We start from the raw sequence: 13,629 nt of genomic DNA on the forward strand, positions 1-13,629 counted from the left end.
TCGTGCTTCCAGTTATCGGCGGCCAGGGGGCGGGTGGGCGGCACCACGGTGGGGGCGAGCCGCGACAGCAGGGCGTACTGTTCGTCGGCGAGCTGCGGCGGCGCCAGGATCAGATCCGGGCGCTGGGCCAGCACCGCCTCCAGGTTGATCTCGCGGACCACGCCGACGATGGCCGGCTCCGCGTCGGGGTGGCGGGCGTCCAGGTGGTCATCGATATAGCCGGCCACGCCGTCGCCGCCGCGGGTGGTCACCGCGCCGAGCGGCACCACGCCGCCGGCCAGCGCCGCGTCCAGGGCGCCCTCGTAGAGGGTCACCACCCGCTGCGGGTCATCGCCCACCTCCACGGGGCCGTGGGCGGTCTCCAGCGTGGTGGCCAGGGCGGACTGGGCGGCGGCGAGGCCGAGCAGCAGCGCCAGGCCGGCGACGCGGCGGCGGGGGAAGGCGGACGGTGACATGGGACGCTCCTTGAGTGTCGTGCGGGTGCCATGCCCCAGGCTCGGGGATGACAGCCGATGAATGTTAATCAATTTCAAACGCATCTTCTCGACGGGGCGTGCAACGCCCCGTTCGAGGAATCGCAACGGTCGATCAGAAGCCGACATTGAGGCCCGGCCACAGGCGGCGACCATCCTCCACATGGTCATGGGTTCGAAGCTCGCCGGGGTGGCGACGATATTCTCGAGCCGCCGGCCTGGGTAACCAGGGCGGGCTGGATGGCCAGGGCCGTCAGGGAGGCGATGGCGCGGGACAGCCGGCGCCGGGAGAGGGGGCATGCACTCGCTCCTTGAGCAGGGGCCGGCAGGACCGCACGGGTTGATAATGCATCTTATGGTTTTATAAGTTCGCCCCCTAAGGGGCGAACGGCCCGTTGGGCGAATCACAACGCGGTAAGGAACGAGGCGGTTAGGGAGGAGGCATGCGGGAACGGCTGGAAGAGTATCAGGTGGGGCTCTACCTGCTGGCGGTGGGCGCCGGCCTGTGGGTGGGCGCTTACTGGGGCGACCTGGCCGAGGCCCTGATGGCGGGGCTCTGGCCGCTGCTGGGGGCCCTGCTCTATGCCACCTTTACCCAGGTGCCCTTGGCCGGCGCCTGGCGGCGGTTGGCGAGGACTCGCTTGCTGGCGGCGGCCCTGCTGGGCCACTTCCTGGTGATACCGCTGCTGCTCTGGGGCCTGGCGCAACTGCCCCTGGCGCCGCCGGTGCTGCTGGGCATCCTGCTGGTGCTGCTGGTGCCCTGCACCGACTGGTTCCTGGTCTTTACCCACCTGGGCGGCGGCGATACCCCCGCCGCCCTGGCCCTGACGCCGCTCAGCCTGTTGCTGCAGCTGCTGTTGTTGCCCCTCTACCTCTGGTGGTTTCTCGACCAGGCGGCCCTGGCGGGGCTGCTGCGGCGGGAGCTGCTGGGGGCCTTCGTCGGGTTGATCCTGGTGCCCCTGGGGGCGGCCTGGTTGACCGAGCGCTGGGCCAGGCGGGGCTCGAGCGAACGGCGCCCCTGGCGACAACGCCTGGTGGCCGGGCTGGGCGGGTTGCCGGTACCGCTGCTGGCCCTGGTGCTCTTCCTGGTGGCGGCGGGACAGGTGGGCGTAGTGAGCGATCACTCGGGCCTGTTGTTCGGCCTGGTGCCGCTGTTCGCCGCCTTCCTCGGCGTGGCCCTGGGGCTCGCCTGGCTGCTTAGTCGCGCCTTTCGCCTGCCCGCCGCCCAGGGCCGGGTGCTGGCCTTCGGCTTCGGCTCGCGCAACTCCTTCGTGGTGCTGCCGCTGGTCCTGGCGCTCCCCGCCGGCTTCGAGGTCGCGGTCAGCGTGGTGGTGATCCAGTCCCTGGTCGAGCTGCTCGGCATGCTGCTCTTCCTGCGCTGGGTCCCGCGGCTCTTTCCGCTCCCCTAGCCTGCTGTGTAGGTCGGATAAGCGAGCCCAGGCGAGCGCATCCGACATGCCGGTGGCCGGGGCAGGGCGTCGGGTGCTTTCGCCTTCGGCTCATTTACCCGACCTACCTCTGCTCCCACCAGGCTCCCGCTCACCCTTCATCGCGTCAAGGAAACGCCACCCCCTCGGAGGGCCGCCCCTGCACGCAGGCGGCCTCGTCGTAGTCGCCGTCGAGCAGCGACTGGAAGCAGGGGGCGCCCTCGAGCAGGGCCCGGCCGACCCGGCGCAGGGCGTCCACGTCGGCGTCGGGGAGATGGAAGCTGGTGGGCAGGTCGAGGAAATAATCCCGGGTCTCGGCGTCGGCGAGCTGGTCGAAGCCCACATAGATGCGGTAGAGCTCGGCGGCGTGCAGGGTATCCTCCGGGGCTTCTTGCCGGGCCGAAAGCTGCTGGGCGTCGGCGCGGGTGCGCAGGGTCTGGCGCAGCAGCTCGACGCTGTCGAAGGAGTAGTTGGCCATGGGCACGCTGGAGATCTGGCTGACCACGGCACCCAGCCCCGGCGCCCGGGGCGAGGCGTCGTAGCCGGGGTCCCGGTCCGGCCGGGCATCCACCACGATGATCACCAGCTTGTCGATCGCCTCCAGGTTGAGGCGGGTCAGCAGGCTCCAGGGCGGGTCGCTGGAGCGCAGGGCGGTGAGCGGCAGGCGCAGGCTCAGGTTGTCGGCCACGCCGCCGTCCAGCAGATGCACGTACTCTCGATCCGGTTCCTGATAGCGGCGCAGGTCACGGGCGCGGTAGTAGCGGCGAGGGTTGGAGGCCAGGTCGCGCAGGCCGCGCTCAACCCAGGCCGGCTCCCGGTAGTCGCACTGGCCGGGGTAGGCGTTCAGCGCCAGGGGCGTGAAGGCGATGGGGAAGTTGGAGGAGGCGGCCACCGCCCGGGAGAGCGTGACGCCGTCCAGGTCGGCGCAGAGGGGATCGAACTGGGCCTGGATAAAGGCGAAGGACGAGCCCTTGGTCATGTCGGTGGCGTTGAGCAGCAGGAAGGGCTTGCGTCGCGGCAGGTCGGCGAAGGTGGCGTCGCCGAACAGCGTGGCCTGGTAGACCTCGTCGGCCAGGTCGATGCGTCCGAAGGTGGGGGAGGCGAGTCGTGCCAGATGGTAGGGGTTGAGCAGGCGGCGCTTGAGCCGGCCCTCCAGGTCGGCGTAGAGGAAGTCGCGCAGGAAGGGGCTGTCGTCCGCGAAGATCGCCTCCCGATGCAGGGCATAGTAGGCGGCGGTAAAGCTGCCGCCGGAGACCGAGGAGAGGATATCCACCTCCTCGAGGAGGTTGCGCGACCCGCCGCCCAGGGGGACCCGGCTGTCGCGCAGGGCCTCCAGTACCCCGTAGGCCAGGGCCGCGGCCCGGGTGCCGCCGCCGGAGAAGGTCACGACCACGAAGAGCGCCTCGCCCTCGTCGGCGTCCGCCAGGGTGGCGTAGCGGTAGCCCGTCTCGGGGTCGATGCGCTCGAGTCGGGCGGTCTCGGGGAAGCTGGCGCAGCCGGCCAGCAGCAGGGCGCACAGCAGGCCGGCGAGGCGGCGGCTCATGGGCTGTCCTCCCGTGGCCGGAAGCGCAGCACCAGGGGCGCATCGGCCCGGGTGCCGCTCAAGTGGATCTCCTGGCACTCGGGGGCGAAGTCGGGGCGCTGCGGGTTGAGGCCGATCACATGGTGGCCGGTCTCCAGTTGCAGCAGCCGGTTGGTCCAGCCGGCGGGGCGGCCATCCACCCACACCTTGCGCCGGCTGGGGTAACTCACCTTGAGGTATTGATCCATGGGGCCTCCCCCGTCAGTGACGGGTCTCCAGGGCGAAGTCGAGGATCCGCCGGCGCCCCAGCCACACCTTGCCCAGGTAGATGCCGGGCGCCACCTCGCGGATCTCGTCGCGCACCGCGCGGAAGAAGAAGGAGGTGCTGGAGTAGTCGATGACGATGGTGGCCTTGCCGTCCATCCAGCTCTCGCCCCGGTAGACCTTGGCCACCACGAAGCCGAGGCCGAAGGGGGTGACCTTGTTGACCAGCACCCCGGCGGAGCCGTCCTCCGCGAACATGTCGAAGACCTTGCCCTGCCAGGCGAAGAGCCGGGCGAAGCGAGCATAGGTCCGGGCGAAGAGGCTGCCGGTGACGATGGGGGTGCCGCGGGTCTCGCCTCGGGGGATCTCGCCGGGGCCGGCCTGGCGATAGAGGTCGTCGAGGCGTTCCCGGCTCAGGCCCAGCCAGGCTTGCACGGTGGCACTCATGGCCCTTCCTCCTGTGTCGATGGGGCGCTCGGGGAGTCACCCGAAAGCGTGGCGTTATGGGTGGTGCGCTGGGCCCCGGCGGCCTGGTAGATGGCCCGGCGCAGGCGATTGATGCCGCCCAGGGGGCGGTGGGCCGGGTGGCTGTTCCAGGGGTTGAAGACCAGCGATTCGCAGCGCGCCAGGGCCTGGGGCGTGTCGATGGACTGGCGATGCAGGCGGAGTCGGCCCACCGGGCGGAAGGGCGAGGCCTCCTCGTCCCACACCACCGAGGCGTCCTCGATGGGCATGGCCTCGGGGTCGGTCTGGAACTGCACCCGGAAGCTCAGGCAGGCCTCACCCTCGGCGAGTTGAGCGGCCAGGGCATGGCGCAGATGGTCGGGATGATCCGGGTCGGGGGCCGCCACTGGGGCCGGGTCGCCGGCGCAGGCGCGCAGCGAGTATTTCACCGCCCGGCCCTCGCCGAAGCGGTAGGGGGTGGTGCTCCAGTAGGTCACCGTCAGGGGGCTCGAGGGCCGGCCGCGGGCGCGCAGGGCGATCATCAGGGAGCGGGGCTGGGGGGCCAGGGGGTTGACGAAGTACCACCAGAGGCGCCCGTCGGCCACCGCCTCGACGAAGCGGTAGAAGGCCTCGGGGGTGCCGGCGAAGAGCGCCGGGTGGCTGTTGAACAGGAAGTCCTGCTGGCCCGGCGGGCCGGCGAGGCTCTCGGCCCCCGGCACCCCGAACAGGCGCAGCGAGGCGCCGCGCAGGTCCTTGTCGCGGTCATCCTGGCGGGTGGCGTTGGCGAAGCGCACCAGCGCCTCATGGCGGCCCGGCTCGGCGAAGAGCCCCACCGCCAGGTCGTCGTCCAGGGGCGGCACCTCGAAGGTGGCGGTGGCACAGGCCACCGTCTTGGGCTGGTTGAAGCGCGGGATGGGCTCGCCGGCGGCCCGGTGGCGCTCGCCGATCTCGAGGATGCGCTCGGTCATGGCCGCGCCCAGGGCCGCCTCGCCGGGGGCGATGCGCTCCTCGCCCAGGGGCGGCGGCGGTTCCTCGCCGCAGCCGGCCAGGGTCGCCAGCAGCGCCACCCGGGCCAGGAGCCGGGCGGCGCCGCCCCAGCTAGTCGGCGAAGGCGTCATCGTTCTCGGCGCCCGGCCGCGGCGTCCACTCCAGGGAGTAGTAGTCGCCGCGATCCCGGGCCCAGGGGTCGAAGACATTGATCACCGGCTCGAGCTCCTCGGCCAGCGCCGGCACGCTGCGCTGCAGTACCCGCTTCATGGGCGACACCGGCTGACGGTGGCCGTTGGGGGTGCCGGCCTCCATGACCACGCCGTCGGGGCCGTTGTTGAGCACCCACTCGTGGCCCAGCTGGGTGTAGAACTCCGGGCGGAAGCTGGAGGTGAAGAAGCGGTCGCTGAACAGCCGCCGGGAGGCGTTGAGGATAAACACCACGAACTGGGTCTCGGAGATGGCGAAGCCGTGGGGGCGCACCGGCTCGGCCAGCCAGCCCACCACGGCGTCCACGTCCTCGATATTGTCCACCAGGCTGCCGTCCGGGTGGCCCAGGCAGTCGTCGGGGTAGTTGCCCTCGGCGTCCCGGTAGGCGTGGGAGATGATCTTGTCGGCATCGCACTCGTGCTGGCCGTAGATCTCGCGCATGCGCTCCACCAGCTCGGCCTGGCGCCGGCGCTCGGGATGGTCCGCCGGCAGCCGCGGGTCGATAAAGTCGTCGAAGCCGGTCAGTTGCCTGAGGCCGTACTGGCGGCGGAACTCGTTGAAGCGCGGCACGCCCCGCTCGCGGTCGCGGATGATATCCAGGGCGGCGATATCCAGGCGCCCGGAGCCCTCCAGGTGGGGCATCGGCAGGTTCTGCAGGAACTGGCCGTGGTTGCCCAGGGTGAGCAGGCCCAGGCGCTGGCGGCCCAGGCTCAGCGCCCAGTCCGCCACCCCGTGGTCGCGCAGCAGCTCGCTGGCGCCGGCGCGGAAGCCTTCCACCGCCGGCACCTTGTGGGCGATGCGGTCGGGGGCGTCGAGTCGACGCAGCTCCAGCAGGTCCGGCACCAGGGGGTGGAGGCGGTAGACGGTGATGAATTCCTCGGGGAAGTTGAACGGCGAGCCGAAGTGGTTGGTGCCGCCGTTGACGTGCTCGGGGTCGGCCAGCGACCAGAGGTCCCGGCGGCCCGGGCGCAGGGGCGAGAAGACCGTGTGCCCCGCGTAGCGCTCGCTGCCCATGCCGAAGATGCCGGGGCCGGCGGCCAGCACCGAGTACCAGGCATTGGCGTGGCGGTCGTCGTCGGAGTCGCGCAGGCGTTCCACGACCCGATTCATCACCCCATCCATCAGCGGATGCTCGGCCAGCAGGCCGTTCCAGTTGGAGTTCATGCCGCGATAGAGGGGTTCGTTGTAGAGCAACTGGGGCGTCCACTCGATGGTATGGATCTTGGCGATCATCGCCGCGACCACCAGGCGTGCGGCCTCGAAGAGCTCGTCGTCGCCGACCTCGGCGTAGCGGATCACCCGCTCCGGGTCGGCGGGGTCGCGCAGGCCGGAGTCCGCCTCCGGGGTGGCGGCGGCGCGCTCGCGGAAGGCGTCGACGAAGGCGTTGTGCTCGCGGCTGAAGACGGTGTGGTAGAAGGCGATGCCCAGGGTCCAGTTGTCCGGGAAGGCGGCGGCCTCCTGGCCGCTCCAGACCGGGTGGATGGGGGCGCAGTCGCTCGACTCGGCGGCCGTCTCGCAACTCGGGCCGAACAGCGGCAGGTAGCCGTCCTCGCCGTCCGCCAGGGGCTCGAGCCGCAGCTTGGCGGGGTCCTCCGGGTCGCGCATGACCCGGCGCCGGCTGCGCTCGTCGTAACCGTAAATCTGGGAGGCGTCCCACCAGGCGGTGACGGTGTTGTCGAAGGTGCGGTGGGCGCGTTCCAGGTAGCGCTCGCCGTCGTGGTCGAAGCTGGCCGGCGGACTATCCTCGGCCACCAGGCTGGGCTGGAAGCGATCCGCCGGCCGGCAGCCCAGGGCCGGGTCGTCGCAGCCCGCCGGCAGCAGTCGGCGGCGGTCGTTCTCGCCCTCGTCCAGGTGCGAGAACCAGTCGTGGGTCATGAACTGGATCCAGTAGGCGGCCAGCACATTGAAGAAGGGCGCCGCCTGGTAGTCGCAGTGGGCGGCGGGATCATGGTCGGGTAGCCCCCGGCCCTGGTTGCACAGCTCGGGCCGCGACTGGGGCCGGGTGAAGAGCTCGCGGCTGATGCGCTGCGGGTCCGGGGTCATCACATCGAGGCGCTCGCCGTGGCGGTTGCGGGTCAGCTCGGTATGGCCCTGGTCCGGGAAGGTCTCGGTGAACTCCACGTTGCGGGCGAAGGGGGTGCGGGTCGCGCCCATGCGCGGGTTGTCGATGTCGTTGCAGATGCCGGTGAGGGTGCGGTGGCGGATCAGCTCGCCCCGGCAGCGCTGCTCGCCGTCACCGCCCACCGCCTCATACCGGGGGTGCTCCGGCGGCAGGCGCAGGGCATCCCAGCGGCGCAGGGTGGGGCCGGGGGTGCCGTCCCGGCCCCGCACGTACTGCGCATAGGTGAGGTTGTCGAAGAGGTTGAACTTGATCAGTTCGACCCGGGCGAACTCCAGGTCGAGCAGGGCGCCGTCGATGCCGCGGGCATTGGGGTTGGCGTGGATGCGTTCGCTGAGCCCGCCCACCAGGGAGCGGATCCAGCCCTCGTCATAGCGGGCGTTGCGCGAGGCGCCGTCGCCGGTGGCCCAGTAGCCCTGCCAGTCGACCCAGGGGGTGTCGAGGGCCAGGAAATCCAGGGCGCGGCGCCCGCCGCGGCAGTGGGCGGTATCCTCGCGGACCTTGCCCAGGAAGCGGTCGGCGCGGTCGTCGGGCACCTCCAGCAGGCCGCCGCCGATCATCCGCCGGCAGGCGCGCAGGGCCTGCCAGGTCTGCATCCAGCTGGGGTAGTCGGCCTCGGGATGGGAGCCGGCCCGGTCTGTCAGGGGGGACTCGTCGGGCGTCTGGCCGGCGGCGGGCAGGGCCAGGGCGGCCAGGCTCGCCAGTAGCATGACAGCCGATAGCCGTGCCGACTGCCGTGCCGATCGTCGTGCCCACCGAAGGAACAGCGAGTTGGGGCGGCGACCAACGGGGCGGGTGGCATCCTCGCGCACGGCAGACATGCCGGTATCCTCCTTGGGAACGCGCAGGGGCCGGGGACGGCGTGCCGCGTCCTCCTCGATCGGCGGTAAGGCGAGAGAAGTATAGTCAACGCTTTTCTTAGACTGCCATCGACGGGAGTGGCTAGACTGCTGATCACGGGCGGCCACCCGGGCCGCCGATCCCACGCCAACACAGGGACGGGGGGCAGGGCGATGCGCGGGCAGTCGGCACTCAACCTGGTGATGACCCTCAAGCCCGGCCACGAGGCCGAGGTGTGGGCGCGGCTCGAGGCCATGCGCGGCGACCCGGGCGGCAACGCCATCCTGCCCTTCGCCCGCCTCGAGGGCGTGCACTTCGCCCGCCTGGTGTTGCTCCCGGAGGCCTTTCGCCGCGGTGGGCGCCGCTACCCGCCGCAACTGGTACTGGCCGCCAATATCGATGGCGAGATCGCCCACTGCCTGGCGGCCATCGCCGCGGCCGGTGGCGAGGGACTCAGTGAGCTGCTGTGCCATTGCGAGGGTTTCCCCGACTCCGCCGATCCCGCCCGAGTGCACGACTTCCTCGAGGCCCACCGGCTGCCGGTGCGGGCCTTCTACGTCAATACCCTGGGGCGCACCCTGGCCCAGGTGGATCTCGAGGGGCGCCTGCATGACGCCCTGCGCGACTACCTGGACACGCACGACTGGCGGGGCCAGTCGCCCCAGGCGGTGCGCCGGGCGCTGATTCGCTTCGTCGCCGGCCGCGATGACCTGCGCGAGGCCCTGAGTCCCGCCGAGGGGCCGTCCCGCTGGCGCTGGCTGCAGGGCGGAGCGATGCTCGCCGCCATCGCCCTGGCGGGGCTGGTGCTGGCCCTGCTGCTGTGGCCGCTGACCCTGCTGGCGCTGGTCCTGCTGCGCGGCCACGAGGTCGCCAACGCGCCCCATAACCGCCGTCCCCGGGATGCCCAGGTGCGCCGCCTGGAGGCCGACGAGGACCATGGCCTGCACAACCAGCTCTCGGCGGTGGGGCGCATCCAGGCCGGGCCCTTCCGGCGCCTGGTGCTCTACCCGGCCCTGTGGCTGCTGCACCTGGCCAGCGCCTGGGTCTTCTATCGCGGCAAGTTGGCCGAGGTGGATACCATCCACTTCGCCCGTTGGGTGATCCTCGACGGTGGCCAGCGGGTCTACTTCTTCAGCAACTTCGACGGCAGTCCCGAGAGCTACCAGGACGACTTCATCGAGCGGGTCGCCTTCGGTCTCAACCTGGTGTTCAGCAACGGCGAGGGCTGGCCGCGCACCCGCTGGCTGCTGTTCGGCGGCGCCTCCGACGAACAGGCCTTCAAGGCCTACTACCGGGACCACCAGGTGCCCACCGCGGTCTGGTACCGGGCCCCGGCCTATGCCGGGCGCAGCGCGGTCAACCTGGCCAACCAGGCGGCGCTGCGTGCCGGGCTCGCCGGCGAGATGAGCGAGGCGCAATGCCGCGCCTGGCTGCGGAGGCTCTAGCCCATGGCGGAACTCGAGTTCGAGGATATCCAGGGCATCCTGCTCAGCGGCTATGCCGGCCTGCCCGAGGCGCGTTTCCTGCTGCTGACCTTCGGCGAGGCCACGGCCGCCCGGGCCTGGCTGGGGGAGGTCCTGCCGCGCATCGAGGCCGCGTCGGCGGGACGCCCCCAGGGCGGCAGCCGCCTGCACCTGGCCTTCACCTGGACGGGCTTCGAACACCTGGGGCTCTCCTGGCAGGCCTTGAAGGGCTTCGCCCGGGAGTTCCGCGAGGGCATGGCGGGCTCCGCGCGGCGCAGTCGCCTCCTCGGTGATACCGGCGACAGTGGCCCCGAGCACTGGCAGTGGGGCGGCCCCGCCGGCGAGCCCCTGCACGCGCTGTTGATGCTCTACGCCGCCACCCCCGGGGAGATGGAGACCCGGCTGGCCAGCGAGTGGGCGGCGCTGGGCGCCGCCGGCATCCGCGTGGTAAGCGCCCTGACCAGCCGTAGCCTGCCCGGCGGGCGGGAGCACTTCGGCTTCCGCGACGGCATCTCCGACCCCAAGCTGGCCGGGGTCAGCACGAGTCGTGACACGCGCCAACGGGTCGCCCCGGGGGAGTTCGTGCTCGGCTACCCCAATGCCCGGGACCAGTGGACCCTACGCCCGCTGGTCGACCCCATCGAGGACCCGGAGAGCCTGCTGCCCGAGGTGGTGGAGGACAGCGACCTGCGCGACTTCGGCCGCAACGGCAGCTACCTGGTGTTTCGCCAACTGAGTCAGGACGTGGCCGGCTTCTGGGGCTGGCTCGCCGACCAGGCCCCGACGCCGGAGGCGCGCCTGGCCCTGGCCGCCAAGCTGGTGGGGCGCTGGCCCGACGGCGAGTCGCTGATCCGTGCGCCGCGGCGGCCCAGCGGGGCCGGGCCGGATAACGACTTCGGCTATCACCGGGAGGACCCCGACGGCCTGAGTTGCCCCCTGGGCGCGCATATCCGCCGCGCCAACCCCCGCGATATGCTGCCGCCCCGGCCCGGCACCGAGGCGTCGCTGGCCATCAACCACCGCCACCGGCTATTGCGCCGCGGCCGCCCCTATGGCCCGCCGCTGGTCGAAGGCCTCGACCCGGAGACCCTGCTGGCCGCCGGCGACGACGGCGTCGAGCGTGGCCTGCACTTCCTCTGTTTCAATGCCGAGCCGAGCCGCCAGTTCGAGTTCGTGCAGCACACCTGGCTCGAGAACGCCAACTTCGCCGGCCTGCGGGGCGAGAGCGACCCCCTGATCGGCGCCAGGCCGGACGGCGAAGACGCCGCCTTTAGCGTGCCCGAGGAGCCGGTGCGCTGCCGCTATCAAGGCCTGCCGCGCTTCGTCAGGGTGCGCGGCGGCGGCTACTTCTTCCTGCCCGGGCTGCGGGCGCTGCGCTACCTGGCCGCCCCGCCCCGGGGGCTGACCACCGAGCCCAGTGCCCCGGCGTCGCCGGCGGTATTGTTGCCGGATACCTGGTGGTTGCGCGGCGGGCGCGCCATCAACGATGCCCTGGAGCGCGGCCTGGCCCTGTCGCGGCGGGCCACCCGGCTGCGCAACGGCGTCGACCGCCTCCTGCAATGGCCGCTGACCGATGCCCTCCAGGCCTGGCTGCTGTGGCGCCGGCGGCGCCACGCCATCGACGCCGACCTGGGGCTTGCCGAGGAGCGCGAGCTGGCCGGCGAGGCGGAGGTGGCCCGGCGCATCACCGAACAGATGAGCGAGTTCCTGCTGCGCACCTACCGCCACGGCACCGCCGAACGGGCCGGCAACACCAAGACCCATGGCCTGCTGGAGGCCAAGTTCGAGGTGCTGGAACTGCCCGAGCCCCTGCGCGTCGGCCTGTTCCGCGAACCGCGCGCCTTCGAGGCCTGGGTGCGCTTCGGCGGTCCCGGTCCTCGGGTGGTGCCGGACATGCGCGACAACGGCGTGCTGAGCCTGGGCGTCAAGGTGCTCGGCGTGCCCGGGGAGACGCTGCTCGACGACGAGGCCCATACCCAGGACTTCTCGGCGATCAGCGCCCCCACCTTCACCACCCCGGACGTCTACGAGAACGCCAAGCTGCAGCGGCTGATCGGCGCCGGGATGCCGGTCTGGTACTTCCTCAACCCCTTCGATTCCCACTACACCGACATGCTGCTCCAGGCCCTGCACGCCAAGGCCCACGGCAGCCCCTTTGAGGTCAGCTACTGGAGCTGCGTGCCCTACCTCTATGGCAAGGGGCGGGCGATCAAGTACCGCTTCGTGCCGCTGCTCGAGCGCCGCTCCAGGGTGCCGCTGCCGGCCCCGGACGACTACCTGCGCCGAGCCATGGTCGACACCCTGGGCGAGGAAACGGAGGTGGTCTTCGAGCTGCGCATCCAGTTCCAGGAGGACCCGGTGACCATGCCCATCGAGGACGCCTCGATCATCTGGACCTCCGAGGAGATCCCCGTGGCCCGGCTGCGCCTCCCGCGCCAGGAGTTCGACTCCCCGACCCGCGAGCGCCTGGCCCGGGAGCTCACCATCAACCCCTGGCACGCCCTGCCCGAGCACCGCCCCCTGGGCAACCAGAACCGCGCCCGCAAATTGATCTACTACGAGACCTCGCGGCTGCGCCAGCGCATCAACGGCGAAGAGCATTTCAAGCCCTGAGGCGCGTTAGCTGCCATGCTGTCGTAGTAGCCTCGATCGGTGATGTCCCATTTTCTGGGTAAGATCAGCCGAGCTGGCCACCTTCCTGGCCCAGTATGCCGACACGACCCTGGCGGTGGTCTTCAAGCTTCTCCAGACCGCCAGGAAACGCTGGAGGCGGGTCAAACGCTTCCAGGAAGGTGGGCGGCGCTGGCCTTCCTGCCTCTATCGTACGCTACAAAGTGTCGCGGTTGTTCTATGAGTTCAGGGTGTTGAGTTTTTATATTTTCATTCCGTCGTTCGAGTGTGGGTTTCGGATTGATGGTTTTTTTCAGTTATCCAGTCGATAAACCCTCGGATCTTAGCAACCTCTCCCTTGTGCTCTGGGTATGCAAGATAATAAGAGCCTCTGCTTTTTAGAGAGAATGACCATGGTATTGCTAATTGGTTTTTTGTTAGCTCTTCTTCGGCCAGGAAGCGTGGGACGAGTGCTACGCCACAGCCTGCACGTGCTGCCCTTAATGCCATGTAAAAAGTGTCGAATTTCGGCCCATGGTAGCTGTGCTCGGTATAGCAACCTTGGGCCTGGAACCAGTCATGCCAAGCTTCAGGGCGAGTGGCATTCTGCATCAGAACCATCCGAGTCAAGGCTAAAGGGTCATTAAGTCCTTCTTGAGGGATGATGTCAGGAGAGCATGCTGGTACTACCTCTTCATCGAATAGTCTGAGGCACTCTGCTTTTGGCCAAGCACCATGGCCAAAAAAGAAGGCTACATCGATACGATCCTCTTCTAGGTCGAATGGCTCCACACGGTTGCTAATGTTTAAATATGTTGTGGGGTGGCGAAAACGAAAGCCATTGAGCCTAGGAATTAGCCATCGGGCACCAAAGGTTGGCATGGTCGTGATGTTGAGTACCTCGTTCTCACCGCCATAGGACTGCATGTAGCGGGTAGACATTTCTACCTGGGAAAGAATTTTTCTTACTTCAGTGAGGTAAAGTGATCCCTCTGGTGTGACTTGAAGTCGCTTGCGAACTCGACGGAATAAAGGGTTTTGAAGCATGGATTCTAGTTGAGCGACCTGTTTGCTAACTGCACTCTGTGTCAAGCTTAGTTCTTCGGCAGCGCGAGTAAAGCTAAGGTGTCGTGCCGAAGCCTCGAAACACTGCATGGAGGTTAAGGTGGGTAAGTGTGTGCGGCTCATGATTGTCTCAGTGCGTGGTGATTGGTTTTTTGATGTTGATTGTTATGAGAGACTTTTGTAGATTTTATTTTTTATACCATAA

Annotated in this window: 10 protein-coding genes; 3 read left to right on the forward strand and 7 right to left on the reverse strand. The window is 69.4% G+C overall.

Features of this window, described 5'->3' with window-relative positions; genetic code table 11:
• Positions 1–455 (reverse strand): ABC transporter substrate-binding protein (locus NFU04_RS00005; protein WP_251307512.1); only part of this gene is annotated, 455 nt, incomplete at its 3' end.
• Positions 456–916: 461 nt separating this feature from the next.
• On the opposite strand from NFU04_RS00005, the gene NFU04_RS00010 reads away from it, so the two are divergent.
• Positions 917–1,882 (forward strand): arsenic resistance protein, encoded by a 966-nt coding sequence (locus NFU04_RS00010; RefSeq protein WP_251307513.1) that lies wholly within the window; start codon positions 917–919, stop codon positions 1,880–1,882.
• Positions 1,883–2,027: 145 nt separating this feature from the next.
• Here the strand turns inward: NFU04_RS00010 and NFU04_RS00015 are convergent, their stop codons facing one another.
• Genes NFU04_RS00015 through NFU04_RS00035 form a run of 5 tightly spaced genes read right to left on the reverse strand, consistent with a single transcriptional unit; the run spans position 2,028 to position 8,156 of the window.
• Entirely contained in the window at positions 2,028–3,443 is a 1,416-nt protein-coding gene (locus tag NFU04_RS00015; RefSeq protein WP_251307514.1) for a patatin-like phospholipase family protein, read from the reverse strand.
• Entirely contained in the window at positions 3,440–3,670 is a 231-nt protein-coding gene (locus tag NFU04_RS00020; protein ID WP_251307515.1) for a hypothetical protein, read from the reverse strand. The genes NFU04_RS00015 and NFU04_RS00020 overlap by 4 nt, the downstream gene beginning before the upstream one ends.
• 13 nt (positions 3,671–3,683) lie before the next feature.
• The gene (locus NFU04_RS00025) at positions 3,684–4,133 is read right to left on the reverse strand and encodes a hypothetical protein (RefSeq protein ID WP_251307516.1); all 450 of its coding nucleotides are present in this window, start codon (positions 4,131–4,133) and stop codon (positions 3,684–3,686) included.
• A complete protein-coding gene (locus NFU04_RS00030; protein ID WP_251307517.1) occupies positions 4,130–5,248 on the reverse strand; it encodes a catalase family protein in 1,119 nt (372 codons plus the stop codon). The genes NFU04_RS00025 and NFU04_RS00030 overlap by 4 nt, the downstream gene beginning before the upstream one ends.
• Complete coding sequence (locus NFU04_RS00035) at positions 5,229–8,156, reverse strand: peroxidase family protein (protein ID WP_251307518.1); 2,928 nt, start codon at positions 8,154–8,156, stop codon at positions 5,229–5,231. Before NFU04_RS00035 ends, NFU04_RS00030 begins: the two co-directional genes overlap by 20 nt.
• Before the next feature lie 303 nt (positions 8,157–8,459).
• On the opposite strand from NFU04_RS00035, the gene NFU04_RS00040 reads away from it, so the two are divergent.
• Both NFU04_RS00040 and NFU04_RS00045 read left to right on the forward strand, forming a co-directional pair.
• Positions 8,460–9,731 carry a hypothetical protein gene (locus tag NFU04_RS00040; protein WP_251307519.1) on the forward strand — a complete coding sequence of 424 codons (1,272 nt, stop codon included), beginning with the start codon at positions 8,460–8,462 and terminating at the stop codon, positions 9,729–9,731.
• A 3-nt stretch (positions 9,732–9,734) separates the two neighbouring features.
• On the forward strand, positions 9,735–12,362 hold the full coding sequence (locus tag NFU04_RS00045; protein WP_251307520.1) for a hypothetical protein: 2,628 nt from the start codon (positions 9,735–9,737) through the stop codon (positions 12,360–12,362).
• A gap of 267 nt (positions 12,363–12,629) precedes the next feature.
• Here the strand turns inward: NFU04_RS00045 and NFU04_RS00050 are convergent, their stop codons facing one another.
• On the reverse strand, positions 12,630–13,547 hold the full coding sequence (locus tag NFU04_RS00050; protein WP_251307521.1) for a LysR family transcriptional regulator: 918 nt from the start codon (positions 13,545–13,547) through the stop codon (positions 12,630–12,632).
• Positions 13,548–13,629: the final 82 nt, after the last annotated feature.

This window comes from Halomonas sp. NCCP-2165 (genome assembly GCF_023708045.1).
GTDB lineage: Bacteria > Pseudomonadota > Gammaproteobacteria > Pseudomonadales > Halomonadaceae > Bisbaumannia > Bisbaumannia pacifica.

Excerpts from the sequence above, each read along its gene's own strand:
- NFU04_RS00010 (WP_251307513.1), top strand. The coding sequence starts at position 917 with ATGCGGGAACGGCTGGAAGAGTATCAGGTGGGGCTCTACCTGCTGGCG.
- NFU04_RS00015 (WP_251307514.1), bottom strand. The coding sequence starts at position 3,443 with ATGAGCCGCCGCCTCGCCGGCCTGCTGTGCGCCCTGCTGCTGGCCGGC.
- NFU04_RS00020 (WP_251307515.1), bottom strand. The coding sequence starts at position 3,670 with ATGGATCAATACCTCAAGGTGAGTTACCCCAGCCGGCGCAAGGTGTGG.
- NFU04_RS00025 (WP_251307516.1), bottom strand. The coding sequence starts at position 4,133 with ATGAGTGCCACCGTGCAAGCCTGGCTGGGCCTGAGCCGGGAACGCCTC.
- NFU04_RS00030 (WP_251307517.1), bottom strand. The coding sequence starts at position 5,248 with ATGACGCCTTCGCCGACTAGCTGGGGCGGCGCCGCCCGGCTCCTGGCC.
- NFU04_RS00035 (WP_251307518.1), bottom strand. The coding sequence starts at position 8,156 with ATGCTACTGGCGAGCCTGGCCGCCCTGGCCCTGCCCGCCGCCGGCCAG.
- NFU04_RS00040 (WP_251307519.1), top strand. The coding sequence starts at position 8,460 with ATGCGCGGGCAGTCGGCACTCAACCTGGTGATGACCCTCAAGCCCGGC.
- NFU04_RS00045 (WP_251307520.1), top strand. The coding sequence starts at position 9,735 with ATGGCGGAACTCGAGTTCGAGGATATCCAGGGCATCCTGCTCAGCGGC.
- NFU04_RS00050 (WP_251307521.1), bottom strand. The coding sequence starts at position 13,547 with ATGAGCCGCACACACTTACCCACCTTAACCTCCATGCAGTGTTTCGAG.